Origin of the sequence: Bradyrhizobium ottawaense (genome assembly GCF_900099825.1) — a bacterium.
Lineage (GTDB): Bacteria > Pseudomonadota > Alphaproteobacteria > Rhizobiales > Xanthobacteraceae > Bradyrhizobium > Bradyrhizobium ottawaense_A.
Map to the genome: position 1 here is coordinate 3,774,686 of NZ_LT629693.1, position 26,633 is coordinate 3,801,318.

The following is a 26,633-nucleotide window of genomic DNA, read 5'->3' on the forward strand; positions in this document are numbered from 1 at the left end:
CGCCCTCGGACCCCCCATCTCGTATCTCTGATCACGATTGCGTCGGATCGCACGGTCACGCCGGAACGAACGCGGCGTGGGATGGCTTTCCCGGTTAGACTGTCTTCGCAGATGACGGCGACAGACGAGGGATCATGCAATCGATGCATCGGTGGATTTGCGCGAGCGCAATACTGTTCGCCGGGTTCGGTGACGCTTCAGCGCAAACCGGGCCGCTGACCGGCGAGGCGGCGTTTGGCGACTGGCGCTCCGACAAGCCCGGTGTCGTCAGGCTGATTCGCCCGGGCGATTTACCAAAACCAGGCGCGACGGCTTCGGCGTCGAATAGTTCTCGCGTCGTACCGCGACCATCGTCAGCAGCGCCGCAGGTTCCGGCAGGCTTCAAGATCGAGCTGTTCGCCGAGGGACTAAGCGGACCGCGCCAGATGCGAGTTGCCCCCAATGGTGACATCTTCGTTGCAGAGACCAGCGCCGGGCGGGTCCGCGTGCTGCGTCCGGCCAAGCACGGTTCGAAGCCCGCTGTCAGCAAGATCTTCGCCAATAAACTCGACGAACCCTTTGGAATTGCGTTCTTCCCCGGCGGAGAAAATCCGAAATGGGTCTACGTGGCGAATACCAACAGCGTCGTTCGCTTTCCCTATGCATCCGGTGACACCAAAGCTGCCGGCAAGCCGGAAACCGTGATCGCCTCACTTCCGGAAGGCGGACATACCACCCGGGACGTTGTCTTCAGCAAGGACGACAGGCAGATGATGGTTTCGGTCGGTTCGCTCAGCAATGTTGGCGAAGGCATGGGAAGCGCGCCGGGTGGATTGCCGTCGTGGATCGCGCAACAGGCACTTGGCGCCAGTTGGGGCGACGAGGCTGGCCGCGCCGGCGTCCTGACATTCGATCCCGATGGAAAGAACGCAGGCGTCTTCGCCACCGGTATCCGCAATTGCGTCGGCCTCGCGGTTCATCCGTCGACCGGCGACCTCTATTGCTCGACCAACGAACGCGACGGCCTCGGCGATAATCTGGTGCCGGACTATGTCACGCGCGTGCGACGGGGCGCGTTCTACGGCTGGCCGTGGTTCTATATCGGCGAGAATCAGGATCCGCGGCATCCCGGCGAACGCGCCGACCTCAAGGGCAAGATCACCATCCCCGATGTCCTGATCCAGTCGCATTCCGCCTCGCTTGGGCTGACCTTCTACAACGGGAGCGCCTTCCCCGCCGAATATAGCGGCGACGGTTTTGCTGCCGAACACGGCTCGTGGAACCGGTCGAAGCGCACCGGCTACAAGGTCATTCGCATCCGTCTCAAAGACGGTACGCCCACCGGCGAATACGAGGATTTCGTCACCGGCTTTGTCGTCAACGCTTCCGAGGTCTGGGGGCGTCCGGTCGGCGTTGCCGTCGCCCGCGACGGCGCGCTGCTGGTGTCCGAGGACGGCAACGGCACGATCTGGCGGATTACGCACCCGTGAAGCGCGCAGCAGAACTTTAGTATCCTGCGACTGCAAGCGCGACCACCGCGCCAAGCGCTTTCCAGCCAAAGCCGCGGCCGCGCGACCACCACGCATTGGCAGCCGCAGCAAAGCCGTACACGGCCACGATGGTTGCGACGATCCAGTGCCGCGCGCTCTCCGATCCCAGCGAAGGTGCGACCAGCAGCAGCACGCCGCCGCCGATCCAGGCCACGGTGCCGGCCTGCCACACCAGCCGGATCAGCGTGCGCAGGTTCTCCGGCTGGATCGTCGCCCTGGCAAACACCTTGGTTTCGCCGAGAGCGCCGTGGATCAGAGCGACCAGAATTCCGGCGACGCCGGCGCATTGCAGGATGATATCGCGCATCTGATGGGCTCTCCATACAGCACTGTATGGTTATGGACGCTGTCCTGGCGCGTGTCAATACAGTAATGTATGGTGCGGTCTCGCAAGGACGGAACATGAGCGATCAACTCTCGGCAAGGGACTGGCTCGATCAGGGCCTGAAGACACTGGCCGGCAGCGGCTTCACGGCGTTGAAAGCGGAACCCCTGGCGAAGGCGATGGGGGTGTCGCGCGGCAGCTTTTACTGGCACTTCGCCGACATTGCCGCGTTCCACGCTGCCATCCTCAGCCACTGGCGCGAGGTCGCCGCCGAGCAGATCATCGCCAATGTCGAAGCCGGCTCGAAAGATGATGCACCGCTGGCCCTGCTGCTGCGCCGGGTGTTCGGCGAACGGTTGACGTTGGAGAAGGCGGTCCGCACCTGGGCCAGCGTCGATGCCACGGCCCGCGCCGCCGTGCAGGCGATCGACCGCCGCCGGCTGGGCTATGTCGAAAGCCTTTTGGCCCAAGCCGGCCTATCCGCGGATGTGGCGCGCGCCCGCGCCCAAATTCTCTATTGGGCGTTTCTGGGCTTCGCGTGGTCGGATCAGCCGCTGCCGAAAGCGCGTCAGCAAGCCGTGGTCGAGGAACTGCTGCGGATGGCAGCGTCATGACGTGCGACGGCACGCGTCATGACATCTTCCGATTTGCTATGTTAAAGAGGCACGGCCTAGCCGGAGATATCAATGAACGCCCCGCCTGAACGCCTCGACAGCACGGTCGATCCAAAGCTGCTCGAGATCCTGGTCTGCCCGGTGACCAAGGGTCCACTGGAATTCGATTCGACACGGCACGAGCTGATTTCGCGCTCGGCCAAGCTCGCTTATCCGATCCGCGACGGCATCCCGATCATGCTGCCGGAAGAGGCAAGGAAGATCGACTGACGACGTAACGATCTCCCTTCTCGTCATTGCGAGCGAAGCGAAGCAATCCAACGCGCCGCGCAAAGGAAGAATGGATTGCTTCGTCGCGGAGCCTGTCATCGGGCGCGCATTCGCGCCACCCGTTGGCTCCTCGCAATGACGGTTGAAACGCCATTCGCCCCTTACAGCGCCTCGCCCTTCAACAGCCGCGGCACTTCGCCCGACAGGCCCGCCGCCTGGCGGATGAACAGACTCTTCAGCGGCGGCGCGCGATCGACGAGGCCGAGACCGATATCGCGCACGGTGCGCAGCAAGGTCGATTCGTTGGAAAACAGGAAGTTCAGCGAGTTGGTCGCGAGTCCCATCGCCATCGTGTCGAAACGCCGCCAGCGCTGGTAGCGCTCGAGCACATCGGCCTGGCCTAGATCGATGCCGAGCCGCGCCGCATCGACCACCACTTCGGCCAGCGCCGCGACATCCTTCAGGCCCATGTTGAGCCCCTGCCCCGCGATCGGATGGATCACATGGGCGGCGTCGCCGACCAGCGCCATCCGCTCGGCGATGAACGACCGCGCGACGAAATAGCCGAGCGGAAACGCCCGCGGTTTGTCGAGCGCCTTGATCTCGCCAAGATGCAGCCCAAAGCGCCGTTCGAGTTCGGCATGAAATTCCTCGTCGCCGAGTGCGGTGATCCGCGCGGCCTCGGCGCGGTTCTCGGTCCAGACCAGCGACGAGCGCTTTCCAGTCAAAGGCAGGATCGCGAACGGGCCCGCGGGTAGAAAATGCTCTTCGGCGCGGCCGTGATGATCGCGCTCATGGCCGACGGTAACGACGATGCCGGATTGGTCGTAGTCCCAGCCGTGGGTGGCAATCCCTGCGCGTTCGCGCAAGCGTGAGCGCGCGCCGTCGGCGGCGACCAGCAGGCTGGCCTCGATGACGCTGCCATCCGCGAGCGTCACGTCGATGCCATCGGCGCGTGAGTCATAGGTCGACACCGCGGTGGCGCGCAGGTCGATCCCCTCGGCCTCGGCGCGCACCACCAGCGCATCGACCAGGCGGCGGTTTTCAACCATATGCGCAAAAGGTTCGCCCGGCTCGACGTTGCCCGCAAACGTCAGGAACACCGGACGGGTGGCGTCTTCCAGCCTGGAATCGGTCACGACCATGTCGAGGATCGCTTGTGAATCCGCCGATACCTGGTCCCAGACGCCGAGCGCCTCGAACAGCCGCCGGCACGCGGCGACGATCGCGGTCGCGCGCGGATCGCGGCTCGGCCGCGTCGCCAGCGCCGGATCGGCCACAACCACCGGAATATCCGGCCCGAGGCCCTGACGGAGCGCCAGCGCCAGCGCCAGCCCGGCAAAGGCGCCGCCGCAGATCACAATGCTTCGCTGTGCCGCCATGACATCCTTACCCGGTTACGCACGCTTTCAGACTGGACTTGCTACCTGATATTAGCTGGGCGAAACAGGGGCTGAAACAAGGGGCGTTAACCCTCCTCGACCGTCGTTCCGGGCGATGCGAAGCATCGAACCTCAGGGGTGCAATTGCACCCCCGGGGAATCTTGAGATTCCCAGATGCGCAATTGCGCATCATAGTTCACGCTTGCGCGTGCCCCGGAATGACCGGGAAACCGAAAGCTCTACCATGTCCAAAGGCGTCATTGACCTGATCTCCATCCTCGATATCGAGCCGCTCGAGGTGAACCTGTTCCGCGGCAACAGCCCGAAGACGCGCTGGCAGCGGGTGTTCGGCGGACAGGTGATCGGACAGGCGATGATGGCAGCATGCCGCACCGTCGAAGGCCGGCTGCCGCATTCGCTGCATTGCTATTTCATCCTGCCCGGCGACCCGCAGATTCCGATCATCTACGAGGTCGAACGGCTGCGCGACGGCAAGAGCTACACGACCCGCAGGGTTTCCGCGATCCAGCACGGCAACGCGATCTTCTCGATGATCGTGTCGTTTCACAACGACGAGGAAACCGAGTTCAACCACCAGGACAAGATGCCCGACGTGCCGCCGCCGGAGAAACTCACCGCCGAGGAAGTTTCCAAGCAGCCGATCTTCAAGGAGATGCCGGACTTCATCCGCCGCTATTATGAATCCGACCGGCCGATCGAACTGCGCCCGGTCGAACTCGGCCGCTATTTCGGCCAGAAGATCGACGACGGCCGCATCCACGTCTGGATTCGGACCGCGGCGAAATTGCCCGACGATCCGGCGCTGCACATGTGTGCGCTGGCCTATGCGTCGGACTTCTCGCTGCTCGATGCGGTGATGGCGCGCTACGGCCGCACCCTGTTCGACAAGCGCATGATGCCGGCCAGCCTCGACCACGCGATGTGGTTTCACCGCCCGTTCCGCGCCGACGAATGGCTGCTCTACACGCAGGATTCGCCGAGCGCGCAAGGCGGCCGCGGACTGACCCGCGGCTCGATCTTCAAACCCGACGGCACGCTGGTGGCGTCGGTGGCGCAGGAAGGCTCGGTGCGCCAGCGCAAGTAAGCGCCGGCGACCGGGTCAAGCCGTGCGTTCGACAAGCGCGAATTGCGAGATGAACCAGCGGTTATACCAGCGCAGCACCCACGGAATCGGAATGATGAAGAAGCAGGCGACTGAAAACACGATCGTCCGCCACAGAATTTCCAAACCGAAGCCGGTGAAGATCACCTCGCGCCGGGTGCCACTGATGTTGCGGCAGATCCATCGCATCCAGGCCGCCACCACCCAGGCCCAGCCGATAATGGTGATGAAGGAAATGACCATCAGCACTTGCCAGCCGATGAAGGTCCATACGCTGCCGTTGAAGGCGATCGGAAGCGGCTGGCCGTTCGAAGCGAGATGGCTAAAGACCCATCGGAGCAGCATCCAGGCCAGAAACGCCTCAACCGGAATGGAAATGAGCTGAAGCGTGCTGTCATAACTGCCCACATAGCTCATCACCCCCATCGCGATGAACACATACCAGATGTCGAGGGGCTGGCCGGTGAAGGCGAAATTGGGCCGTCCGGGCACCGTCGTCCGGGACGCCATCCATTGGTAAAAACTGGTCGAGGTCCAGGGTGAGGGAATGATCAGGAGCGCGCCGATCATCAGCAGCAGGAAGCGCCCGAGCAGCGGCATAAGCGGCAGATCGATCGACAACGGCCCGTCAACACCGCCACCGCCATAACCGCCGGTGCCTGCCATCGGCGGCGCACCCGCTTGCGGCATCGCGGGCGGTCTCGCGCCGCCGGACATCAGGCCCGGAATCTCGCCCGCCTTCTGCCAGCCCGCCATCCCCTCGGACCAGACCAAGGTATCCGCCCTGACCGTCCCGCGAGCAATGAGGTCGCGTAGCTGGGCTTCGGGGTAAGGGCCCTGTTGCTGGCCGTTGGATGCATAAAACCACGATCGGTCCGACATTTTATTTCCTTGAGCCGTGGAAAGGGGCAGAGCCGGCGAGCGGCCAGTGGCGGAATCGCATTCTGTCTGGTGATCCCGACCCCTGTACAGTGACCGGAACCACCAGCCCCGAATGTTTTCCCCTTAAACCTGCAAGTTTTTTGTGCCATTTGCCCAGAAAAATGCCAGATTTGGGCAGGCAGCCGAACCAACGGGTGGTAGGCCTGCCAACAGCGAACAGCCAAGAGAAGAAATGAAGGCCTGACCATGAAACTCGTCGTCGCGATCATCAAACCCTTCAAGCTTGACGAGGTGCGCCAGGCGCTGACGGCCATCGGGGTGCACGGCATGACCGTGACCGAGGTCAAGGGTTACGGCCGCCAGAAGGGGCACACCGAAATCTATCGCGGCGCCGAATATGTCGTGAACTTCCTGCCCAAGCTCAGGATCGAAATCGCGGTTGCTTCCGACATCGCGGACAAGGCGGTCGCCGTCATCACCTCGAGCGCACGCACCGGACAGATCGGCGACGGCAAGATCTTCGTCACGCCGATCGATCACGCGCTGCGAATTCGCACCGGCGAGACCGACAGCGACGCGCTCTGACACCCACACAATTCGAGGCGCGCCGGCGACGACGCCGGACGCGCGAGAGAACGACAACAGGCCGGGGAAATTCCATGGGGGCACTATCGGTTCGTGCAGCGAAGCTGGCTGCGCTCATCACAGTTGCGGCGGGCTGCCCGCTGGCGACACCGGCCTTCGCCGAGACGTCGACCATCAACGCCGCCGATACCGCATGGATGATCGTCGCCACCGCGCTGGTGCTGATGATGACGATACCGGGCCTCGCGCTGTTCTATTCCGGCATGGTGCGCAAGAAGAACGTGCTCGCGACCATGGCACAGAGCCTCTCGGCGGTCGCGATCATCTCGATCCTGTGGGTGGCGTTCGGCTATTCGCTGGCCTTCGTCGGTGACGGGCCCTGGCTCGGTACGCTCGACCGCTGGCTCCTGATTGGGATGACGATGGATGGCGTCAACCCGGCGGCAAAGACCATTCCGGAAGCGCTTTTCATGCTCTACCAGATGACGTTTGCGATCATCACGGTGGCGCTGGTGGCGGGTTCGGTAGCCGACCGGATGCGGTTCTCGGCCTATCTTCTGTTCTCGATCGGCTGGTTCATGTTCGTCTATGTGCCGCTGGCGCATTGGGTATGGGGCGGCGGCTTCCTCGCCACCATGGGCGTGCTGGATTTCGCCGGCGGACTTGTCGTGCATCTTTCCGCCGGCATCGGCGGACTGGTCGCAGCAAAAGTAATGGGCCGGCGCCACGGCTATGGCAGCGAGAACCTTTCGCCATTCGACCTGTCGCTCGCGGTGATGGGCACCGGTCTGTTGTGGGTCGGCTGGTTCGGCTTCAATGGCGGATCGGCGCTGGCGGCCAATTCGCGCGCGGTGATGGCGATCATCGCGACGCATCTTGCCGCCTGCGCCGGCGCGCTGACCTGGGGCGCGATCGAGTGGGCGACGCGGCGCAAGCCCTCGGTGCTCGGCATGATCTCCGGCGCGGTCGCCGGTCTCGGAACGATTACGCCGGCGTCCGGCTTCGTCGCACCCTGGCACGGCGTCATCATCGGCATCGTTGCTGGTATCGTCTGTTTCTGGGCCTGCACCTGGCTCAAGCACCGGTTCAACTATGACGATTCGCTTGACGTGTTCGGCGTGCACGGCATCGGCGGGCTGACCGGCACCCTGCTCGCCGGCGTCTTTGCGGTCAGCGCCATCGGCGGAACCGCCGGCCTGATCGAGGGCCATCCGCAGCAGCTGCTGATCCAGCTCTACGGGGTCGCGGTGACCTTGGTCTGGTCCGGCGGCGTGACCTATGTGCTGCTCAAGCTGGTCAGCGTGTTCGTGCCGCTGCGGGTATCGCTGCAGCAGGAGCTCGAAGGCCTGGATATTTCGCAGCACGGCGAAGCGCTGCAATAAAATCCCCACCTGAATACCTTTCAACTGCCCTCGCGCTGGGCAGGATTATGGTCGCAGTCTGGCGTGCTCATGTTTTGAGCATGTCTGACTATGCTTTGGGCGCGACGGAATATCGCAGTGCACGCCTTTTCCCGCAAAGGGCGAAAAGGGCCGGATTCATAAACCGTTAGAGAATTCGGCCGATCTGGCACGGTATTTGACTCTAAGGGTCCTGGCTGTGCCCGCGTAGTGAACTTCTCCGCGTGGTGAACCTCAGTCGAGAACGCCCGGTTTTGTCTAGGCCGGGCCCAAGCGGGGATAGGACCCATGAAAATTGTTATGGCGATCATCAAGCCATTCAAGCTCGAAGAAGTCCGTGACGCCCTGACCGCCATTGGCGTTCACGGTCTCACGGTGACGGAAGTCAAAGGATATGGCCGACAGAAGGGTCATACCGAAATCTATCGCGGCGCTGAATACGCCGTGAGCTTCCTGCCCAAGATCAAGATCGAGGTCGCTGTCGCCTCGGACCAGGTCGACAAGACCATCGACGCCATCACCACGGCTGCCAAAACCGGCCAGATCGGCGACGGCAAGATCTTCGTCATCAACCTCGACCATGCGGTTCGCATCCGCACGGGTGAGGCGGATGCCGCGGCCCTCTGATTTCGCGCTCAACCTTACCACTCAGGAGTACAACAAATGACGTTCAAGCGTCCCTATAGCGCGGGATTGGCGGCCCTCGCAGTCGGCCTGTTCGCGGCGACCGCTGCCTACGCCGAACCAACGATCAACAAAGGCGACAACGCCTGGATGCTGACATCGACAGTGCTGGTGCTGTTGATGACGATCCCGGGCCTTGCGCTGTTCTATGGCGGCCTGGTCCGCTCCAAGAACATGCTCTCGGTGCTGATGCAGGTTTTCTACACGGTCTGCATCGTGACCCTGATCTGGGCTCTCTACGGCTACAGCCTCGCCTTCACCGGCGGTTCCGACTTCATCGGCGGCTTCTCCAAGGCCTTCCTGATGGGCGTGACGCCGGATTCGAAAGCGGCGACCTTCAGCGTCGACGCCAACATCTCGGAGCTGGTCTATGTCTGCTTCCAGATGACCTTCGCGGCGATCACCCCTGCCCTCATCGTCGGCGCCTTTGCCGAACGCATGAAGTTCGCGGCGATCGCATTGTTCATCCCGCTCTGGGTGACGCTGATCTACTTCCCGATCGCACACATGGTTTGGTACTGGGCCGGACCGGACGCGATCTCGGATGCGGTGAAGGCGCTTGCCGCGGCGGCTGACGGCGCGGCGAAGACCGCGGCGCAGGCCAAGCTCGATGAAGTGAACGCCGACGCCGGCTGGATCTTCAAGAAGGGCGCGATCGACTTCGCCGGCGGCACCGTGGTGCACATCAACGCCGGTATCGCCGGTCTCGTCGGTGCGCTCCTGATCGGCAAGCGGGTCGGCTACGGCAAGGAGCTGATGGCTCCGCACTCGCTGACCATGACCATGATCGGCGCTTCGCTGCTCTGGGTCGGCTGGTTCGGCTTCAATGCCGGATCGAACCTCGAAGCCAACGGCGGCGCCGCGCTCGCCATGACCAACTCCTTCGTTGCAACTGCAGCGGCGGCGATGGCCTGGATGTTCGCGGAATGGATCGTCAAGGGTCATCCCTCGGTGCTCGGCGCGTTGTCGGGTGCGGTGGCTGGCCTCGTCGCGGTTACGCCGGCGGCCGGTTACTCCGGTCCGATGGGCGCGATCGTGCTCGGTCTCGTGGTTGGCGTCGTCTGCCTGTTCTTCTGCACCGTGGTGAAGAATGCGCTCGGCTATGACGACTCGCTCGATGTGTTCGGCGTCCACTGCGTCGGCGGCATCGTCGGCGCGCTCGGCACCGGCATCCTGGTGAATCCGGCGCTCGGCGGCACCGGCATCATGGACTACACCACCGGCAAGATCGCGGACTACGACTTCGTTGCCCAGATGACCTCGCAGAGCTGGGGCGTCTGCACCACGCTGGTGTGGTCGGGCATCGGTTCGGCGATCCTCTACAAGGTGGTCGACGTCATCGTCGGCCTGCGCGTCAACGTCGAGACCGAGCGTGAAGGCCTCGATGTCACCGAGCATACGGAGCGCGCTTACAACATGTGAGTTCTCCCGGGGTGCGGACCCCCAAGGCCCGCACCCACAACTTCGGTTTGGGCACATACCCGGCAATGCCCTGACCGTAGAGGGGCTCCAGCGCAAGTTGGAGCCCCTTTCTTTTTTGTCCGCCGCGCGAAGCCGCAGGTTGCAAACAAGGTGGACGTGGGATTCCGGAAGTGCCATCAAGGGCTCCTCCATTGAGGATCCGCGATGAAGACCACCCTTCATTTCGTTTTCACGCAATCAGGCGCGGGATGCCTGGTCCAGGCCTTGCGGAAGGCGGGGCGATCCGACCCGGTCATCGTCACGCACGACGACCTCAGCTTCGGACCCGTCAATTCTTCTGATCGAGACGTACGCACCAAGTGGGTCGCTGATGAGTTGGGCGAGCCCAGGTGGATCAACATCCGCACCGGCTCCGAGCGACTGTGGGACGACTCTAATGCCCCCGACAACCGCAAAATCCTCTGGCTGACGCGCCGATCCGCGATGGAATATGCGGGTTTCCTCGATTGGTTATCTCACCTAGGTGATGCCCCCTGTGAAGTGGTGGACCTGAGCGAGATCATGGTACCCAACCAGTCCGAACAAGACAGATCTCGACCGCCACGCTTGTTAGTGAGCCTTGGCATGCTTCATCCCGACGTCATCTGCCCCGAAAAGTTCTGGGAGTTGGCAAAGCCGCTGCAGGAAACCGCTCGAAAGCGCTATCAAAATCTTTGGCAGCAACTTCTGGCGGAGAACGCGCCGCTGCGGGTCATCAAAGGTGACGTACTTGTATCGGCACCCATTTCCTTCTTCGACTCCAGATTGATGTCGCAAGTGACGAACAAGTGGCAAAATGTCTGGAAAGTTGTGGGGCAGACTTTGGTGAGCGGGCCAGACGACTTAATCGAATACGGCGACACCTTCGTCATGGGACGACTGAGGGCGTTGGTAAAAAGTGGTCAATTGGAAGTTCAGGGCGAACTCCGCGATGAAGTGCGCGACAGCCGAGTGAGGTTGTCCTGAGCGCAATGATCTAGAAACAACAACAAACAGGGAGGACATGATGAAACTCGAAGGTGGATGCTATTGCGGCGCGGTGCGCTATGAGGCCGAAGGCGAGCCGATGTTGCAGGCGCAATGTCATTGCCGCGAATGCCAATTCATCACCGGCGGATCGCCCAACATGTTCGTGGTGATGCCGCTTGACGGCTTCAAATACACCAAGGGCGCGCCGAAGCAGTTCGCGCGCAAGGATCTGGAGAAGCCGGTGACGCGCGAATTCTGCGCCGAATGCGGCACGCATGTGGTGACGCTGCCGCAGCGGCCGGTCGTGGTCGTGAAGGTCGGAACGCTCGACAACCCCGCCCAGATCACGCCGCAAATCGCGATCTACACGATCGACAAGCAGCCGTTCCACCACATTCCCGAGGGCATGCCGAGTTTCGAGCGCATGCCGCAGGGGTAGCGCAGGAAAATCGAGCCGCCGCAGGCAAGTTGGGCGCTTTACGAAGCCGTTTCCGTCATGGCGGGGCATAGCCGTTCGAAGGACGGCGTCGCTTCCGCTCGCCTATGCCGGCCATCCACGTCTTCACTTGCTGAGATACGCGCAACCAGGGCGAACGCGTATAAGCCGTAAAGCCATTGCGCAGGGAAGGCCGGGTGTTCTCCGCTGAACCTGTATGCTCGTGTGCGCATTTCCTAGTGCATCATGCACGCGAGACCGCGGGTGCAGCGCGCACCCGGTCTTCCCTGCGCCCTCTATCTCAGAGGGCCAACGAATTTGCAGAACTCGGGCGGATCGCGCCGCGGGAGTGCAAATTCATGTTCAACTTCGTAGCCCGGATGAGCCAACGGGTCGCGCGAATGCGCGCTCGATGACAGGCTCCGCGACATCCGGGGCCACTCCCACACCGTCCCCGGATATCGCTTCGCTCATCCGGGCTACTTGCTGTTACCCCCGTCATTTCGGGATGGGCTCGGAATGACAGTCCAAGGACATCGCCGTGGACACCAATCCCCAACCCAAATCCATCAAAATCGGCGCTGGCGTCGATGGTTAATCGCGTCTTAACCTCGCCGTATCTATGGTGGTTTGATCCGTTTCCTGGGTCGCTTAGATCCTTCGACGGCTTTTGAAAGTGTTGGCGTATCAGACATGGCAATGACCGCCTCTTCCGGTGTGGCGCAGGGCGCCGGCAGCGTCTCTCCTGCCGGTCAGGCCGAGCGTTCGCCATTTGCGCGGACGGCCGAGCTGCTGGCCCCGTATCAGCCGGCTAAACCATTGATTACGCTGTCCTTGGGTGAGCCGCAGCACCCGGTGCCGGCCTTTGTCGGCCCGGTCCTGGCCAAGCATATCGCCGAGTTTGGCCGCTATCCGATCGCCAAGGGAATCGAGCCGTTCCGGCAGGCCGCGGCTCGCTGGCTTTCGACCCGCTTTCATTTGCCGCGGCCGATCGATCCCGAGAGCGAAATCCTGGTCCTGAACGGCAGCCGCGAAGGGCTTTTTTTCGCGGCCATCACCGCGGCCCGCTATGTCGGCGCACGCCGGGGCAAGCCTGCTATCCTGGTGCCCAACCCGTTCTATCCGGCCTATGGCGCCGGGGCGCGAGCGGCAGGATGCGAGACCATCTATCTGCCGACCACGCTGGCCAACGGATTTTTGCCGGATCTCGATGCGCTGGATGACGCGACGCTGGCACGCACCGTTGCGATCTTCATCGCATCGCCCGCGAATCCGCAGGGCTCGGTCGCCTCATCAGACTATTTCGCGAAGCTGAAAAAACTCGCGGACCGCTACGGTTTCATGATCCTGAGCGACGAGTGCTATTCGGAAATCTACACCAGGCAGGCGCCGGGCAGCGCGCTGGAATATGCCGGGCCCGATTTTACCAATGTGGTCGCGTTCCAGTCGCTGTCGAAGCGATCGAACCTGCCCGGCATGCGCGTCGGCTTCGCCGCCGGCGACAAGAAGTTTCTTTCGGCCTTCCACGAACTGCGCAACGTCGCCGCACCCCAGGTGCCGGTACCGCTGCAGCATGTCGCGGTCGCCGCCTATAGCGACGAGGCGCATGTCGAGGAAAATCGCCGGCTCTACCGCATCAAGTTCGACCTCGCCGACCAGATCCTCGGCAATCGCTACGGTTATGTCAGGCCGGCCGGCGGCTTCTGCGTCTGGCTCGATGTCTCCGAGCGTGGTGGCGACGAGGCCGCGGCCGTGAGGCTGTACCGCGATGCCGGCGTGCGCGTGATCCCCGGCAGCTATCTGTCGCGCCCGCAGGACGACGGCTTCAATCCCGGCGCGGGTTACATCCGGCTCGCGCTGGTCTCGGACAGTGAATCAACGGCCGAGGCGTTGCACCGGCTGGTCGAAATTCTGGATTAATCGCAGGGCCCACATGAGCATGCCAGCGATCGAACGTGTCATTCCCCTGGTCGGCCACCTGCCGGCCTCGATCCGCGACGCCTTGGCGCGGCGCCTGCGCGAAGTCGCGGGTCTCAGCCTGATCGCCTTGTCAGGCGTGGCGGCGACCGCGCTGATGACCTGGTCGGTGCAGGACCCGAGCCTGAGCCATGCGACCTCGCGCGCCATCCGCAACTTTGTCGGCTATCCCGGCGCGATCGGTGCCGACCTGCTGATGCAGATTCTCGGCCTCGGCGCGATCATGTTGATCCTGCCGGTCGCGGTGTGGGGCTGGCGCATGCTGACCCATCGCACCTTCGACCGCGAGGCGCTGCGGCTGGGATGCTGGATTCTCTGCACCGTGATCGCGGCGGGATTTGCCAGCTGCTGGCCGCATGGCGGTGCATGGCCGCTGCCGACTGGACTTGGCGGCGTCGTCGGCGATGCGCTGGTGCGGGCGCCGGCCGTGGTGTTCGGCCCTGCCGGCTTCACCTATCGGCTGGTGCTGGGAATCATTCTGTTCGCGGCGATGAGCGCCGCGTTTCTGTTCGCAAGTGGCTGGGGTTCGCGCCCGCGCGACGAGGAACTGACGCCGATCGAGGACGACGACACGCCGTTCGTGGAAGAAGACGATCGCAGCTCGGTTTCGCTCGGATGGGTGTTTCATGCGCTGATGAGTACGAAGGCCCGGCTGGCCTGGCTGCTCGGCACCGCCTATCGCTCGCTTGTCGCAAGCGCGCCGCAGCCCCGCACGTCGTCCTTTGAACGCCAGGAACCAAACCTGAGCGGCCGCACCGCGCCGTCGATCGCCCCGCAGGGAGAAGACTTCGAGGACGAAGAAGAGGAAGAAGACGAGGAAGAGGAAGCCCCGGCCGCGCGCGCTCCGCGCAAGAAGGCCGCCCCGCGTGCCGCCGCGCGCAAATCCGACAAGTTCGAACTGCCTTCGGTCTCGGTCCTGACCGCGCCCAAGGCATCGGATCGCCAGCCGCTCAGCAAGGCCGAGCTGGAAGCCAATTCACGTGCGCTGGAAGGCGTGCTCGGGGATTTCGGCGTCCGCGGCGAGATCGTCAAGGCCAACCCCGGACCTGTCGTGACGCTGTATGAACTCGAGCCGGCGCCGGGCATCAAGTCCTCGCGCGTGATCGGTCTTTCCGACGATATCGCCCGTTCGATGAGCGCGCTTTCGGCGCGCGTCGCCGTGGTCGCCGGCCGCAACGCCATCGGCATCGAATTGCCGAACGCCCACCGCGAAAAGGTTTATCTGCGCGAGTTGCTGACCGCAAAGGACGAGTCGTCTGCGAAGCTCCCGCTCTGCCTCGGCAAGAACATCGGCGGCGAGTCTATCATCATCGATCTCGCGCGCACGCCGCACATGCTGATCGCCGGCACCACCGGCTCGGGCAAGTCGGTCGCCATCAACACCATGATCCTCAGCCTGGTCTACCGCCTGAGACCGGACCAGTGCCGCCTGATCATGGTCGATCCCAAGATGCTCGAACTCTCCGTCTATGACGGCATCCCGCATTTGCTGACGCCGGTCGTGACCGATCCGAAGAAGGCGGTGGTCGCGCTGAAATGGGCCGTGCGCGAGATGGAAGAGCGCTACAAGAAGATGTCCAAGCTCGGCGTCCGCAACATCGACGGCTACAATCAGCGTCTCGTCGAAGCCAGGGGCAAGGGCGAGGAACTGACCCGCACGGTGCATACCGGCTTCGACAAGGAGACCGGCAAGGCGATCTACGAGGAAGAGAAGCTCGACCTCGATCCGCTGCCCTACATCGTCATCATCGTCGACGAAATGGCCGACCTGATGATGGTCGCCGGCAAGGACATCGAAGGCGCGGTGCAGCGCCTGGCGCAGATGGCGCGCGCCGCCGGCCTGCATGTCATTCTCGCGACCCAGCGTCCGTCGGTCGACGTCATCACCGGCACGATCAAGGCGAACTTCCCGACCCGCATCTCGTTCCAGGTCACTTCAAAGATCGACAGCCGCACCATCCTTGGCGAGATGGGCGCCGAACAACTGCTCGGACAGGGCGACATGCTCTACATGGCGGGCGGCGGACGCATCAGCCGCGTGCACGGACCGTTTGTTTCGGACGAGGAAGTCGAGAAGGTGGTGCGCCACCTCAAGACCCAGGGCCAGCCGGAATATCTCGAAGCGGTCACGGCGGAAGAGCCGACCGACGAGGACGGCGCGGTATTCGATTCCACCGGCATGGGCGGCGATGGCGGCGGCGACCTGTTCTCGCAGGCGGTTGCGATCGTCAAACGCGACCGCAAGGCCTCGACCTCCTACATTCAGCGCCGGCTGCAAATCGGCTACAACCGCGCCGCCTCGCTGATGGAACGGATGGAACTCGAAGGCATCGTCGGGCAGGCTAACCATGCCGGCAAGCGCGAAATTCTGATTGAGGAAGAAGAGGGCCAAGGCCGATTCTAAGAGGCCGCTTCCAGATGCGGCCCGCAAACCAGGTCAGGCGAAACGATTTTCACGGAAAAACGATACCTCCTTTGGTCGAAAGCGCGATAAAATGACCGGAAGCGGCAAGACTGATGAGATCAAGACCAGTGCGATCAAGACTCGTCAGACGCCGCGTCGAATAGAGATCCGAAATATCTGATGACACAACCATCCACCTATCGCCGCTTCCGTCACGGACTCGCGCTGCTGATCGCGACATCCATCGGGGGGGGTGCGGCACCCGTTTTCTCGCAAACCGTTCCGGTTCCGAAACCCGCGCCCAAGGCGCGCGACGGCGGCGTGCAGATGAGCGCGCAGGACAAGGCTGCGATGACGACCGGGACAACCCAGGCGCCGCCTAATCCGGTGATCCCGGATCCGCGCCGCAATGTCCCCACCAATATTTTCGCGAGCTTCGACGCCAACCAGAAGGCACAAGCCACCAAGGTGAGCTCCTATCTGTCGTCGCTGCAGACGCTGGTCGGGAATTTCGTCCAGGTCGGACCCGACGGCAGCAAGACCAAGGGCGATTTCTACATCCAGAAGCCGGGCAAGCTGCGCTTCGAATATGACGCGAGCCCGATCGCCATCGTCGCCGACGGATCGTCACTGGCGGTACGCGACAAGAAGCTCGCGACCCAGGACATCTATCCGCTGTCGCAGACGCCGCTGCGCTTCCTGCTGTCGGACCGGATCGATCTGCTGAAGGACACCAATGTCGTGAGCATCACTGCCGACGATGTCTTCATCAGCGTCACGATCGAGGAGAAGAATGTCGTGATCGGCACCAGCCGCCTGATGCTGATGGTCGGCGCCAAGGACGGCCAGCTCAAGCAATGGACGGTGACCGATCCGCAGGGCTACGACACCACCGTTGCGGTCTACAATCTGGACACCTCCAAGAAGGTCGATCCCGGCCTGTTCAAGATCGATTTCACCAACTATATGACCCCGCCGGGCTGACGGTGCTGCAGCAGAAAGGCGTGGATGGCCGGGACATAGGCTGGTGGAAGCGACGCCGTCCTTTGGACAGCTATGCTACATCCCTGCCATGCGCTTCTCCCTGACAACGTGGAATATCAACTCGGTGCGCCTGCGCATCGATCTCGTCGCCAAATTCCTCAAATCGGTGCGGCCGGACGTGCTGTGCCTGCAGGAAACCAAATGCATCGACGATGCATTCCCGCTGAAACGCTTCAAGCGCCTCGGCTATGAGCACGTCGCGCTGAACGGGCAGAAGGGCTATCACGGCGTCGCCATCGTCTCGAAGCTGCCGTTCGAAAACACCGACATCCGCACCTTCTGCGATAAGATCGATTCACGCCATATCTCGGTGTCGTTCGGCGAGAAGGCGCAACTGACAAAGCCGCTGGAGCTGCATAATTTCTACGTGCCGGCCGGCGGCGACATTCCCGATCCCGTGCTCAATCCGAAATTCGATCACAAGCTGAAATTCCTCGACGAGATGAAGGCCTGCGAGCCGCTGCACCCGCGCGGCGACGATCGCCACATCCTGGTCGGCGATCTCAACGTCGCGCCGCACGAGAACGACGTATGGTCGCACAAGCAGCTCTTAAAGATCGTGTCGCACACGCCGATCGAAACCGAGAAGCTGCTCGCCGCGCAGACCCATGGCGAATGGTTCGACGTCGCGCGCGAGCGCATTCCGATGTCGGAAAAGGTCTATACCTGGTGGAGCTACCGCGCCGCCGACTGGACCGTGGGCAACCGCGGCCGCAGGCTCGATCACATCTGGGTCTCGCGCGCGCTCAAGGACGGCATCAGCGATTTCCGCATCACCCGCGACGCCCGCGGCTGGGAACGGCCGTCCGACCATGTACCGGTTACGGTGACGCTGGACGTGTAAGGGAGATCAGGTGCTCAGCTTGGCGCCGGCCATCAGAATATCGCTGGCGAGCTGGCTGGTGCGGGTAGCGAGTTCGTCGCGCAGCCGGCGCGCCGCGGCGGGATCGCTTTCGAGGACGCGCTGGAACAGGCTGCGCGCGACACGAATGACCGAGGAATGTTCGATCGCAACGGCGCTGGACGGCCGCCGCATTGAGACGATCAGCGCCAGCTCGCCGATCAGGGCGCCGGGTCCGGCAATGATTTCAGCGCCGCCATCCTCAACCCGGAACGCGCCACGCTGAACCACATAGCCGGCATCGGCTTCGTCGCCGGCGTTGAACAACTGGTCGCCGCGCGCGAAATCGCGCTGCTCGGAGCCGATCGCCAGCATGCGCAGAGCCGTATTTCCCAACAGCCGCAATGTCGGGACCCGCTCGAGCAGGGCTACATCATCTTCGATCGACATGCGTACCGGGCACCGGGATGCGCAAAAATTTACGAATCGCAGGTGCCAAACGTATCACGGCACCAGCTTGTAGCCACCGGCTTCCGTCACCAGGATTTCCGGATTGGCTGCATCTTTTTCGATTTTCTGGCGCAGGCGGTAGATATGGGTTTCCAGCGTGTGCGTGGTGACGCCCGAATTGTAACCCCAGACTTCCTGCAGCAGCGTCTCGCGCGACACCGGCATCTGGCCGGCGCGATACAGGAAGCGTAGAATCGCGGTTTCCTTCTCGGTCAGCCGCACTTTCCGGGCGTTGGCGCCGGTCAGCATCTTGGAGCCGGGGCGGAAGCTGTAGGGACCGACGGAAAATACCGCGTCCTCGCTGGCCTCATGCTGGCGGAGCTGGGCCCGGATCCGGGCCAGCAGCACCGCGAACCGGAACGGTTTTGCGACATAGTCGTTGGCGCCGGATTCGAGGCCCAAAATGGTGTCCGAATCGGTATCGTGGCCGGTCAACATGATGATCGGGGCCTTGAAGCCGCCCTTGCGCAGGGACCGCACGACTTCCCTGCCGTCGGTGTCGGGCAACCCGACATCCATCAGCACCAGATCGGGGGAATTGGCCTTCGCGGCACTGGCGCCCTTGGCGCCGGTATCGACCGCGGAAGCTTCGAACTCTTCATGCAGCGATAATTGCTCGACCAGCGTATCGCGCAGATCGGTGTCGTCTTCCACGATCAGGATCTTGCGGGCATTGGCCATAGGTACGATCCTCTTGAGGCAGGCGGCGGACACAAGGGAAGCGTCTCAAGCCGGGTCTTGGTAGGTGATGAACCCTGTCAGCGGGACAGACCGGGTCATCGGTACTCATTCGCAATCAGGTAAGAGATTGTTACAGTTTCACAAGGCGAACCGCAGTCTATCCCAGATTCGGAGGGCATTTGGATGAATGTCCTGTAATGGCGCCAAATAGATCAATTGCGGCCGGGCAGGCAACCCCAAGATTCGAGCATGGGCATGGGAAGCACCACCTTTTCAATCACTTATGAGACAGTTGTGCGTGATCGGCCGGTCTCGATGATTCGCATCCACCGCGCCGCCGGCGACCCCCGCCGGGGCTGGCTGACCGCTGATAGCTGGACCATACCGGTGGCGCTTGGCCGCGGCGGCATCCTGGCCAACAAGCGCGAGGGCGATGGCGGCACCCCCATGGGCAGCTTCCGCCCCCTGCAGTTATGGTGGCGCGCCGACCGGCATCCGCGGCCGCAGACCTATCTGCCGGCGCGGCCGATCCGGCCCGAAGACGCCTGGTGCGAAGACCCGAGCGACCGCCATTACAACCAGCCGGTCCGGCTGGTTCACGACCAGGCCGGCGACCGGCTGACGCGCCAGGATCACCTCTACGACTTCATCGTCGAGATCGATCACAACTTTAGCCCGCGCATCGCCGGACGCGGCAGCGCCGTATTCCTGCATCTGGCGCGAATTAATTTTTCACCGACGGCGGGATGCGTTTCGATGACGAAATCCGCCATGCTACGGCTGTTGCGGCGGATGGGCCCGCAGACCAAGATCATCATCGGCTGACCGGGGATCCAATCCATGCTCGACAAGAACCAGATCGCCGCGGCGTCGAAGACCCTGCACGACCATTGGCGCGCCGGCACCAAGTTCACCGGCATCGACGCCGATCAGCGGCCGCGCGACCGCGCCGAAGGCTATGCCATTCAGGCGGCGATCGAAAAATATTCTTCCGAACCGCTGTTCGGCTGGAAGATCGCAGCCACCAGCGAGGCCGGTCAAAAACACATCAATGTGGACGGCCCGATGGCCGGACGAATCCTGGCCGAGACCGTCATCGCCGATGGCGGCACGGCTTCGATGGCCGGCAATGAAATGCGCGTCGCCGAGCCCGAATTCGCCTTTCGCATGCGCAAGGATTTGCCGGCACGTTCGACCCCCTACACCCTGCAGCAGGTTCTCGATGCGGTCGACACGCTGCATCCCGCGATCGAAATTCCGGATTCGCGATTTGCGGATTTCGTCAGCGCCGGAGCCGCGCAGATCATCGCGGACAATGCCTGCGCGCATTTGTTCGTGCTCGGCCCGCCGACAACGACGGACTGGCGTGCGCTCGATCTCGTCGAGGAGAAACCTGTCATCACGCTGCGCGGCCAACAATTCACCGGGCACGGCAAGAACGTGCTCGGCGATCCCCGCGTGGCGCTGACATGGCTTGCCAATGAATTGCGTCAACTCGGCATGACGCTGAAAGCCGACCGCGTGGTTACGACCGGCACCTGTCACCCGCCGCTCCCGATCCAGTCGGGCGATCGCGTCGAATGCGATTTCGGTTCGCTCGGAAAAGTGTCGGTGGGGTTCAAGTAGGCTCTCTCCCCGTCATTCCGGGATGGTGCGTCAGCACCAGACCCGGAATCTCGAGATTCCGGGTTCGATGCTTCGCATCGCCCCGGAATGACGGTAACGCGCTTTACCGATGCCCGAAGATCGCCGACCCCACGCGCACATGCGTCGCGCCGAACTGAATCGCGACCGCGAAATCCGCGCTCATGCCCATCGACAGATTCGTGAACCCGTTGCGCGCGGCGATCTTGGCGGTCAGCGCAAAATGCGGCGCCGGCGCCTCGTTGACCGGCGGGATGCACATCAGCCCGGAAATCACGAGGCCGTATTTGTCGCGGCAGCTCGCAATGAACGCATCCGCCTCGCCCGGCGCGACCCCGGCCTTCTGCGGTTCCTCACCGGTGTTGAGCTGGACGAACAATTCCGGCTGCTTTTTCTGCGAATTGATTTCCTTGGCTAACGCTTCGCAAATGCTCGGACGGTCGACCGAATGGATGGCATCGAACAGCGCCACCGCCTCCTTCGCCTTGTTGGATTGCAGCGGCCCGATCAGATGCAGGGCAATGCCGGCGTAAGCGGACGTTAGCGCCGGCCACTTCGTCTTCGCCTCCTGCACGCGATTTTCGCCGAATACGCGCTGTCCGGCGTCGATAACAGGCGAAATCGCCGCCGCATCGAACGTCTTCGACACGGCGATCAGCGTCACCGACGCGCGCTCGCGGCGCGCTTCCTTGCAGGCCCGCGCGATCTCCTGCTCCACCGTGGCGAGACCGTTTGGTAAAGGCTTGGTTAGCGGTGCTGTCATCTCTCGCGTCATCTCGCGTGCTGAACGTAGATTTACGGGATTTCCTCGAATTTTACCAAGTTCGGGAAAGGCTTTTTGAACCCTTCGCTCTACCTTGCCAACGGGGTAGGGGACAAAGATGTCTGGCGTCAGTTTCAACCGCAACAGGGTTAAACTCAAGAAGCTTCTGGGAATCCGCGCACGGCTGGCCTTGCTCGCCGTGATCCTGGTGGCGCCCTTGATGCTGGAACGCGCCCGGTCGCTCGAAGACACCCGTGCCCGCCAGATCGCACAGGCCTCCGACGAATTCTCCAACCTCGCCCGCCACAGCGCCGATGCCCAGCGCGAGGTGATTTCGTCGGTCGAGACCATCCTGAAGTCCGCCGCCTATATCCGCGCCTCGGCCGGCGGTATCGCCCGCAGTTGCGACATGATGCGCGCCAGCCTCCCCGCCAACCTGCCCTGGATCCGCACGCTGTTGATCGTCGGCGGCAACGGACGGGTACAGTGCTCGACCACCAACGCCTTGGTCGGCCTCGATCTCAGCGACCGGGCCTATATGAAGAAAGCGCGCGAAACCCGCGACTTCGTCCTGAGCGACTTTTTGTTCGCGAAGCCAACCAATTCACCGATCGTGATGGCCGCCTATCCGGTGTCGGCCATCAACGACGAGGCCGATTCCGTCATTCTCGCCGCCGTCAGCCTCGACTGGATGTCGAAGATCCTCGGCAATCTCAGCGGCCGCCCCGGTGTCACGGCAGCGCTGATCGACAGCACCGGGACCATCATGGCGGCACCGGGCGATCAGGCCAGCATGATCGGCCGGTCGCTCGACAATGTGCCGCTGTTGTCGGCGATCGCTGACAAGGCGCTAAGTTCCGACGCGCCCAACGGCTCGATCGCGTTTTCGGCGGCCGATGGCTTCAAACGAGCCCTCAGCTTCATCCGCATTCCTGGCACCGACTCACGCCTGATCGTCAGCATCGACGAAGCCAAGGTCACGGCGGCGATCAATCGCGAGATTCGTACCGCCTATCTCCAGCTTTGCTTCGTCTGCCTGTTCGTGCTGCTCGGGGCGCTGATCGCGGCGGAGAAGCTCGTCATCAACCCGATCGAAGTCATGACCGGAATGGCCAGGCGCTTCGGCGAGGGCGACTCGTCGGCCCGCGTCGCGCGCAGCCGCCTGCCGTCCGAATTCATGCCGCTGGCCCGCGCCTTCAATGCGATGGCAGCGCAACTCAGCCAGCGCGAGCGCGAACTGGTCGCCACCAATGACCGGCTCACCGTGATGGCCTCGATCGACATGCTGTCGGGCCTGGCCAACCGGCGCGGCTTCCAGAGCCGGCTCGATTTCGAATGGATGAAGGCGCAGCAGTACAACAGCGAGCTGTCGCTGCTGATGATCGATGTCGATCACTTCAAGCTCTACAACGACACCTACGGCCATCCCGAAGGTGACACCTGCCTGACCCGGCTCGGCGAAACCCTGGCCGGCATCGCCGCCGACACCATGGGCTTTGCCGGCCGCTATGGCGGCGAGGAATTTTGTCTGTTGCTGCCGAATACCGGGCCGTTGAAGGCGCTCGAAGTCGGCGAAACGGTGCGGGCGGCGATCCTGGGCCTCGCCATGCCGCATGTGACGTCCAATCACCAGATCGTCACCGTGAGCGTCGGCGTCGCCGTGACGCTGCCAAACGAGAGCCAGCGCCCCGGCGACCTGATCGAGGCCGCCGACGCCGCCCTCTACGCCGCCAAACACCGCGGCCGCAACACCGTGGTCGAGCACGGCTTTGCCAAGCTGGTCGACGAGGCCGGGCTGGCGATGGCGGGGTAATCGTCGTCACGCGGCCCGGGCCAAACGGCCGTTAGCACCCTCCCCGACCCGTTGACCCCACAGCCGCTTTTGTGGCCTAGTCCGCCGTCCCTAAACGGGCCCCCGAATCCACAAAAAGCCCTGCGATTTCATGACCTCCGAACGCTATAACGCCCGTGATTCCGAGCCGCGCTGGCAACGCCAGTGGGACCAGAAGGCGATCTTCGCCTCCAAAAACGACGATCCGCGGCCGAAATATTACGTGCTCGAGATGTTCCCCTACCCGTCCGGGCGCATCCATATCGGGCATGTCCGCAATTACACGCTGGGCGACGTGCTGGCGCGGTTCATGCGCGCCAAGGGTTTTAACGTGCTGCACCCGATGGGCTGGGACGCGTTCGGACTGCCGGCGGAGAACGCCGCGATCGAGCGCAAGGTGGCGCCGAAAGCCTGGACCTACGACAACATCGCCGCGATGAAGAAACAGCTGCAGTCGATCGGGCTGTCGCTCGACTGGTCACGCGAATTCGCGACCTGCGACCCCAGCTACTACAAGCACCAGCAGAGGATGTTTTTGGATTTTCTGCGCGAAGGCCTCGCCGAACGCGAGAAGCGCAAGATCAACTGGGACCCGGTCGACATGACCGTGCTCGCCAACGAGCAGGTGATCGACGGCCGCGGCTGGCGCTCCGGCGCTGTCGTCGAGCAGCGCGAGATGAACCAGTGGGTCTTCAAGATCACGAAGTACTCGCAGGAACTGCTGGACGCTTTGGATGGCCTGGATCGCTGGCCCGACAAGGTCCGCCTGATGCAGCGCAACTGGATCGGCCGCTCCGAAGGCTTGCTGGTGCGCTTCGCGCTCGATCCGGCAACGACGCCGGCCGGCGAGTCCGAGCTGAAGATTTTCACGACGCGGCCCGACACGCTGTTCGGCGCCAAGTTCATGGCGATCGCGGCCGATCATCCGCTGGCACAGGCAGCGGCTGCAAAGAATCCGAAGCTCGCCGAGTTCATCGCCGAGGTGAAGAAGATCGGCACCGCGCAGGAAATCATCGACACCGCTGAGAAGCAGGGTTTCGACACCGGCATCCGCGCCGTGCATCCGTTCGACCCAAGCTGGAAGATTCCGGTTTACGTCGCCAACTTCGTGCTGATGGAATACGGCACCGGCGCGATCTTCGGTTGCCCGGGGCACGACCAGCGCGATCTCGACTTCGTCAACAAATACGGCCTCGGCGTCACGCCGGTGGTCTGCCCCGAGGGCCAGGACCCGGCCACCTTTGTCATCACCGACACCGCCTATGACGGCGACGGCCGCATGATCAATTCGCGCTTCCTCGATGGCATGACCATCGAGCAGGCCAAGGAAGAAGTCGCAAAGCGGCTGGAAACCGAGGTTCGCGGCAACATGCCGGTCGGCGAGCGGCAGGTGAACTTTCGCCTGCGCGACTGGGGCATCTCACGGCAGCGCTATTGGGGCTGCCCGATCCCGGTGATCCATTGCCCGAAATGCGACGTCGTGCCAGTGCCCGATGCGGATCTGCCGGTCGTGCTGCCCGAGGATGTCTCCTTCGACAAGCCCGGCAACGCGCTCGACCATCATCCGACCTGGAAGCACGTCGCCTGCCCGAAATGCGGCGGCAAAGCCCAGCGCGAAACCGACACCATGGATACCTTCGTGGACTCGTCCTGGTATTTCGCGCGCTTCACCGACCCCTGGAACGACAAGGCGCCGACGACGCCAGAAGTTGCGAACCGGATGATGCCGGTCGACCAGTATATCGGCGGCGTCGAGCACGCGATCCTGCATCTGCTGTACAGCCGCTTCTTCACCCGTGCGATGAAGGCGACCGGACATATCGGCATGGACGAGCCGTTTGCCGGCATGTTCACGCAGGGCATGGTGGTGCACGAGACCTATCAGAAGGCCGACGGCTCCTACGTGACGCCGGCGGAAGTGAAGATCGAGACCGCCGCCAACGGCAAGCGCGCCACGCTGCTCACGACAGGCGAAGACATCCATGTCGGCGCCATCGAGAAGATGTCGAAGTCGAAGAAGAACACCGTCGACCCCGACGACATCATCGCGACCTATGGCGCCGATGTCGCGCGCTGGTTCATGCTGTCGGACTCGCCGCCCGATCGCGACGTGATCTGGAGCGACGAGCGCGTGCAGGGCGCCTCGCGCTTCGTGCAGCGGCTGTGGCGGCTGGTGAACGAATCCGCTGACCTTGCCAAATCAGCCCCGGCGGCCCGGCCGGCGGCGTTCGGCCCGGACGCCCTGGCGCTGCGGAAAGCGGCCCATGGCGCGCTGGACAAGGTGTCCTCAGGTATTGAGCGGCTGCATTTCAATGTCTGTCTCGCCCATATCCGCGAATTCGCCAATGCGCTGGCCGAGGTGCTGGCGCGCGAGGGAACCCCTGCGCCCGATCTCGCCTGGGCAGTCCAGGAGGCCTCCGTCATCCTTGTTCAACTGTTTGCGCCCATGATGCCGCATCTGGCCGAGGAGTGCTGGACGGTATTGGGGCAATCCGGGCTGATTTCGGAGGCCAATTGGCCCCAAATCGAACGCGATTTGCTGGTTGAAGACACCGTGACGCTGGTGGTCCAGGTCAACGGCAAAAAGCGGGGTGATGTAACCGTGCCACGGGGCGCCCAAAATCCGGAAATTGAGGCTGCCGTTCTGGCACTCGATGCGGTAAAACTGGCCCTCGGCGGCAAGTCCGTCCGCAAGGTGATCGTGGTTCCGATGAGGATTGTGAATGTCGTTGGCTAACACCCGGATCGTCGCTCGGCTGCTCGCCGTGGCCGCTCTGGCAGCGCTGACGGCCGGCTGCTTCCAGCCGATGTATGCCGAGCATGCCGACGGCACCCCAGGGCTGCGCGAAAAGCTGATGGGCGTGGAAGTCCCGCCGGTCGACAAGAACAACGCGTCGCGCGAAGCCCGCATCCAGGTCGAAATCCGCAACGCGCTGGCGTTCAAGCTCTACGGCACCGCCACCGGAATGCCGCCGACCCATCGGCTGGTGCTTCGCTTCAACTCCAGCCGCTCTTCGCTGATGATCGATCAGGCCACGGGACTGCCGACCAGCGAGAACTACGGCATCGACGCGCAGTACAATCTGATCGACCTCGCCACCAACAAATCGGTCATGACCGGCACCACCTTCTCCCGCGTGTCCTACGATATCCCGGGCCAGCTGCAGCGCTTCGCCCGTGCCCGCGCCTTCCGCGACGCCGAAGATCGCGCCGCCAACGAAATCGCGGAAAACATCCAGACCCGGTTGGCGTCGTTCTTCGTCGCCGGCACCTGATC

General features: G+C 63.0%; 25 protein-coding genes. 19 read left to right on the plus strand and 6 right to left on the minus strand.

Features of this window, described 5'->3' with window-relative positions; all coding sequences use genetic code 11:
- Positions 1-143 precede the first annotated feature (143 nt).
- Entirely contained in the window at positions 144-1,469 is a 1,326-nt protein-coding gene (locus tag BLR13_RS17605) for a PQQ-dependent sugar dehydrogenase (RefSeq protein WP_074831393.1), read from the plus strand.
- Between the two features lie 16 nt (positions 1,470-1,485).
- On the opposite strand, the gene BLR13_RS17610 is transcribed toward BLR13_RS17605, so the two are convergent.
- Positions 1,486-1,836: a hypothetical protein gene (locus tag BLR13_RS17610; protein WP_074821228.1), complete on the minus strand. Its 351-nt coding sequence runs from the start codon at positions 1,834-1,836 to the stop codon at positions 1,486-1,488.
- Between the two features lie 95 nt (positions 1,837-1,931).
- Between BLR13_RS17610 and BLR13_RS17615 the strand changes: the two genes are divergently transcribed.
- A complete protein-coding gene (locus tag BLR13_RS17615) occupies positions 1,932-2,468 on the plus strand; it encodes a TetR/AcrR family transcriptional regulator (protein ID WP_074821225.1) in 537 nt (178 codons plus the stop codon).
- A 72-nt stretch (positions 2,469-2,540) separates the two neighbouring features.
- Positions 2,541-2,738: a Trm112 family protein gene (locus BLR13_RS17620; protein WP_074821221.1), complete on the plus strand. Its 198-nt coding sequence runs from the start codon at positions 2,541-2,543 to the stop codon at positions 2,736-2,738.
- 161 nt (positions 2,739-2,899) lie between these two features.
- Here the strand turns inward: BLR13_RS17620 and BLR13_RS17625 are convergent, their stop codons facing one another.
- Complete coding sequence (locus BLR13_RS17625; protein ID WP_074821218.1) at positions 2,900-4,120, minus strand: ubiquinone biosynthesis hydroxylase; 1,221 nt, start codon at positions 4,118-4,120, stop codon at positions 2,900-2,902.
- A 245-nt stretch (positions 4,121-4,365) separates the two neighbouring features.
- Between BLR13_RS17625 and tesB the strand changes: the two genes are divergently transcribed.
- Positions 4,366-5,226, plus strand: a complete 861-nt coding sequence (gene tesB, locus BLR13_RS17630; protein WP_074821213.1) for an acyl-CoA thioesterase II — start codon at positions 4,366-4,368, stop codon at positions 5,224-5,226.
- Positions 5,227-5,241: 15 nt separating this feature from the next.
- On the opposite strand, the gene BLR13_RS17635 is transcribed toward tesB, so the two are convergent.
- The gene (locus BLR13_RS17635; RefSeq protein WP_074821210.1) at positions 5,242-6,126 is read right to left on the minus strand and encodes a DUF4339 domain-containing protein; all 885 of its coding nucleotides are present in this window, start codon (positions 6,124-6,126) and stop codon (positions 5,242-5,244) included.
- A gap of 246 nt (positions 6,127-6,372) precedes the next feature.
- Here BLR13_RS17635 and BLR13_RS17640 point away from each other — a divergent pair, with 246 nt between their 5' ends.
- From BLR13_RS17640 to BLR13_RS17685, 10 genes are all read left to right on the plus strand, one after another.
- On the plus strand, positions 6,373-6,711 hold the full coding sequence (locus tag BLR13_RS17640) for a P-II family nitrogen regulator (protein WP_074821207.1): 339 nt from the start codon (positions 6,373-6,375) through the stop codon (positions 6,709-6,711).
- 74 nt (positions 6,712-6,785) lie between these two features.
- A complete protein-coding gene (locus BLR13_RS17645; protein WP_074821204.1) occupies positions 6,786-8,093 on the plus strand; it encodes an ammonium transporter in 1,308 nt (435 codons plus the stop codon).
- 306 nt (positions 8,094-8,399) lie between these two features.
- Positions 8,400-8,738 (plus strand): P-II family nitrogen regulator, encoded by a 339-nt coding sequence (locus BLR13_RS17650; protein ID WP_007598642.1) that lies wholly within the window; start codon positions 8,400-8,402, stop codon positions 8,736-8,738.
- A gap of 36 nt (positions 8,739-8,774) precedes the next feature.
- A complete protein-coding gene (locus tag BLR13_RS17655; protein WP_074821200.1) occupies positions 8,775-10,217 on the plus strand; it encodes an ammonium transporter in 1,443 nt (480 codons plus the stop codon).
- Between the two features lie 204 nt (positions 10,218-10,421).
- Positions 10,422-11,222, plus strand: coding sequence for a DUF3658 domain-containing protein (locus BLR13_RS17660; protein WP_074821197.1), 801 nt, complete (start codon positions 10,422-10,424; stop codon positions 11,220-11,222).
- Positions 11,223-11,262: 40 nt separating this feature from the next.
- Positions 11,263-11,664 carry a GFA family protein gene (locus BLR13_RS17665; protein WP_074831391.1) on the plus strand — a complete coding sequence of 134 codons (402 nt, stop codon included), beginning with the start codon at positions 11,263-11,265 and terminating at the stop codon, positions 11,662-11,664.
- A 690-nt stretch (positions 11,665-12,354) separates the two neighbouring features.
- Complete coding sequence (locus BLR13_RS17670; protein WP_074821194.1) at positions 12,355-13,581, plus strand: aminotransferase class I/II-fold pyridoxal phosphate-dependent enzyme; 1,227 nt, start codon at positions 12,355-12,357, stop codon at positions 13,579-13,581.
- Between the two features lie 13 nt (positions 13,582-13,594).
- On the plus strand, positions 13,595-16,042 hold the full coding sequence (locus tag BLR13_RS17675) for a DNA translocase FtsK (RefSeq protein WP_074821191.1): 2,448 nt from the start codon (positions 13,595-13,597) through the stop codon (positions 16,040-16,042).
- 180 nt (positions 16,043-16,222) lie between these two features.
- The gene (locus BLR13_RS17680) at positions 16,223-17,026 is read left to right on the plus strand and encodes an outer membrane lipoprotein carrier protein LolA (RefSeq protein ID WP_079586220.1); all 804 of its coding nucleotides are present in this window, start codon (positions 16,223-16,225) and stop codon (positions 17,024-17,026) included.
- Positions 17,027-17,114: 88 nt separating this feature from the next.
- Entirely contained in the window at positions 17,115-17,930 is an 816-nt protein-coding gene (locus tag BLR13_RS17685) for an exodeoxyribonuclease III (RefSeq protein WP_074821185.1), read from the plus strand.
- Positions 17,931-17,936: 6 nt separating this feature from the next.
- Here BLR13_RS17685 and BLR13_RS17690 read toward each other — a convergent pair whose 3' ends face one another.
- Both BLR13_RS17690 and BLR13_RS17695 read right to left on the minus strand, forming a co-directional pair.
- Positions 17,937-18,377, minus strand: a complete 441-nt coding sequence (locus BLR13_RS17690) for a cyclic nucleotide-binding domain-containing protein (RefSeq protein WP_074821182.1) — start codon at positions 18,375-18,377, stop codon at positions 17,937-17,939.
- Between the two features lie 54 nt (positions 18,378-18,431).
- Positions 18,432-19,118: a response regulator transcription factor gene (locus tag BLR13_RS17695; RefSeq protein WP_027540370.1), complete on the minus strand. Its 687-nt coding sequence runs from the start codon at positions 19,116-19,118 to the stop codon at positions 18,432-18,434.
- Between the two features lie 255 nt (positions 19,119-19,373).
- Here BLR13_RS17695 and BLR13_RS17700 point away from each other — a divergent pair, with 255 nt between their 5' ends.
- Positions 19,374-19,943, plus strand: a complete 570-nt coding sequence (locus BLR13_RS17700; protein WP_074831390.1) for a L,D-transpeptidase family protein — start codon at positions 19,374-19,376, stop codon at positions 19,941-19,943.
- A gap of 15 nt (positions 19,944-19,958) precedes the next feature.
- Positions 19,959-20,744 (plus strand): 2-keto-4-pentenoate hydratase, encoded by a 786-nt coding sequence (locus BLR13_RS17705; RefSeq protein WP_074821179.1) that lies wholly within the window; start codon positions 19,959-19,961, stop codon positions 20,742-20,744.
- A 103-nt stretch (positions 20,745-20,847) separates the two neighbouring features.
- Here the strand turns inward: BLR13_RS17705 and BLR13_RS17710 are convergent, their stop codons facing one another.
- Positions 20,848-21,537 (minus strand): YggS family pyridoxal phosphate-dependent enzyme, encoded by a 690-nt coding sequence (locus tag BLR13_RS17710; protein WP_074821177.1) that lies wholly within the window; start codon positions 21,535-21,537, stop codon positions 20,848-20,850.
- 106 nt (positions 21,538-21,643) lie between these two features.
- Here BLR13_RS17710 and BLR13_RS17715 point away from each other — a divergent pair, with 106 nt between their 5' ends.
- The 3 genes from BLR13_RS17715 (at position 21,644) to lptE (ending at position 26,631) form a co-directional block, all read left to right on the plus strand.
- On the plus strand, positions 21,644-23,338 hold the full coding sequence (locus BLR13_RS17715; protein ID WP_074821174.1) for a diguanylate cyclase domain-containing protein: 1,695 nt from the start codon (positions 21,644-21,646) through the stop codon (positions 23,336-23,338).
- 130 nt (positions 23,339-23,468) lie between these two features.
- Positions 23,469-26,093, plus strand: coding sequence for a leucine--tRNA ligase (leuS, locus tag BLR13_RS17720; protein WP_074821171.1), 2,625 nt, complete (start codon positions 23,469-23,471; stop codon positions 26,091-26,093).
- Positions 26,080-26,631, plus strand: a complete 552-nt coding sequence (gene lptE, locus BLR13_RS17725; protein ID WP_074821169.1) for an LPS assembly lipoprotein LptE — start codon at positions 26,080-26,082, stop codon at positions 26,629-26,631. Before leuS ends, lptE begins: the two co-directional genes overlap by 14 nt.
- Positions 26,632-26,633 lie beyond the last annotated feature (2 nt).

Coding starts and splice junctions, on each gene's coding strand:
- BLR13_RS17605 (WP_074831393.1), top strand. CDS start 144: ATGCATCGGTGGATTTGCGCGAGCGCAATACTGTTCGCCGGGTTCGGT.
- BLR13_RS17610 (WP_074821228.1), bottom strand. CDS start 1,836: ATGCGCGATATCATCCTGCAATGCGCCGGCGTCGCCGGAATTCTGGTC.
- BLR13_RS17615 (WP_074821225.1), top strand. CDS start 1,932: ATGAGCGATCAACTCTCGGCAAGGGACTGGCTCGATCAGGGCCTGAAG.
- BLR13_RS17620 (WP_074821221.1), top strand. CDS start 2,541: ATGAACGCCCCGCCTGAACGCCTCGACAGCACGGTCGATCCAAAGCTG.
- BLR13_RS17625 (WP_074821218.1), bottom strand. CDS start 4,120: ATGGCGGCACAGCGAAGCATTGTGATCTGCGGCGGCGCCTTTGCCGGG.
- tesB (WP_074821213.1), top strand. CDS start 4,366: ATGTCCAAAGGCGTCATTGACCTGATCTCCATCCTCGATATCGAGCCG.
- BLR13_RS17635 (WP_074821210.1), bottom strand. CDS start 6,126: ATGTCGGACCGATCGTGGTTTTATGCATCCAACGGCCAGCAACAGGGC.
- BLR13_RS17640 (WP_074821207.1), top strand. CDS start 6,373: ATGAAACTCGTCGTCGCGATCATCAAACCCTTCAAGCTTGACGAGGTG.
- BLR13_RS17645 (WP_074821204.1), top strand. CDS start 6,786: ATGGGGGCACTATCGGTTCGTGCAGCGAAGCTGGCTGCGCTCATCACA.
- BLR13_RS17650 (WP_007598642.1), top strand. CDS start 8,400: ATGAAAATTGTTATGGCGATCATCAAGCCATTCAAGCTCGAAGAAGTC.
- BLR13_RS17655 (WP_074821200.1), top strand. CDS start 8,775: ATGACGTTCAAGCGTCCCTATAGCGCGGGATTGGCGGCCCTCGCAGTC.
- BLR13_RS17660 (WP_074821197.1), top strand. CDS start 10,422: ATGAAGACCACCCTTCATTTCGTTTTCACGCAATCAGGCGCGGGATGC.
- BLR13_RS17665 (WP_074831391.1), top strand. CDS start 11,263: ATGAAACTCGAAGGTGGATGCTATTGCGGCGCGGTGCGCTATGAGGCC.
- BLR13_RS17670 (WP_074821194.1), top strand. CDS start 12,355: ATGGCAATGACCGCCTCTTCCGGTGTGGCGCAGGGCGCCGGCAGCGTC.
- BLR13_RS17675 (WP_074821191.1), top strand. CDS start 13,595: ATGAGCATGCCAGCGATCGAACGTGTCATTCCCCTGGTCGGCCACCTG.
- BLR13_RS17680 (WP_079586220.1), top strand. CDS start 16,223: ATGACACAACCATCCACCTATCGCCGCTTCCGTCACGGACTCGCGCTG.
- BLR13_RS17685 (WP_074821185.1), top strand. CDS start 17,115: ATGCGCTTCTCCCTGACAACGTGGAATATCAACTCGGTGCGCCTGCGC.
- BLR13_RS17690 (WP_074821182.1), bottom strand. CDS start 18,377: ATGTCGATCGAAGATGATGTAGCCCTGCTCGAGCGGGTCCCGACATTG.
- BLR13_RS17695 (WP_027540370.1), bottom strand. CDS start 19,118: ATGGCCAATGCCCGCAAGATCCTGATCGTGGAAGACGACACCGATCTG.
- BLR13_RS17700 (WP_074831390.1), top strand. CDS start 19,374: ATGGGAAGCACCACCTTTTCAATCACTTATGAGACAGTTGTGCGTGAT.
- BLR13_RS17705 (WP_074821179.1), top strand. CDS start 19,959: ATGCTCGACAAGAACCAGATCGCCGCGGCGTCGAAGACCCTGCACGAC.
- BLR13_RS17710 (WP_074821177.1), bottom strand. CDS start 21,537: ATGACGCGAGAGATGACAGCACCGCTAACCAAGCCTTTACCAAACGGT.
- BLR13_RS17715 (WP_074821174.1), top strand. CDS start 21,644: ATGTCTGGCGTCAGTTTCAACCGCAACAGGGTTAAACTCAAGAAGCTT.
- leuS (WP_074821171.1), top strand. CDS start 23,469: ATGACCTCCGAACGCTATAACGCCCGTGATTCCGAGCCGCGCTGGCAA.
- lptE (WP_074821169.1), top strand. CDS start 26,080: ATGTCGTTGGCTAACACCCGGATCGTCGCTCGGCTGCTCGCCGTGGCC.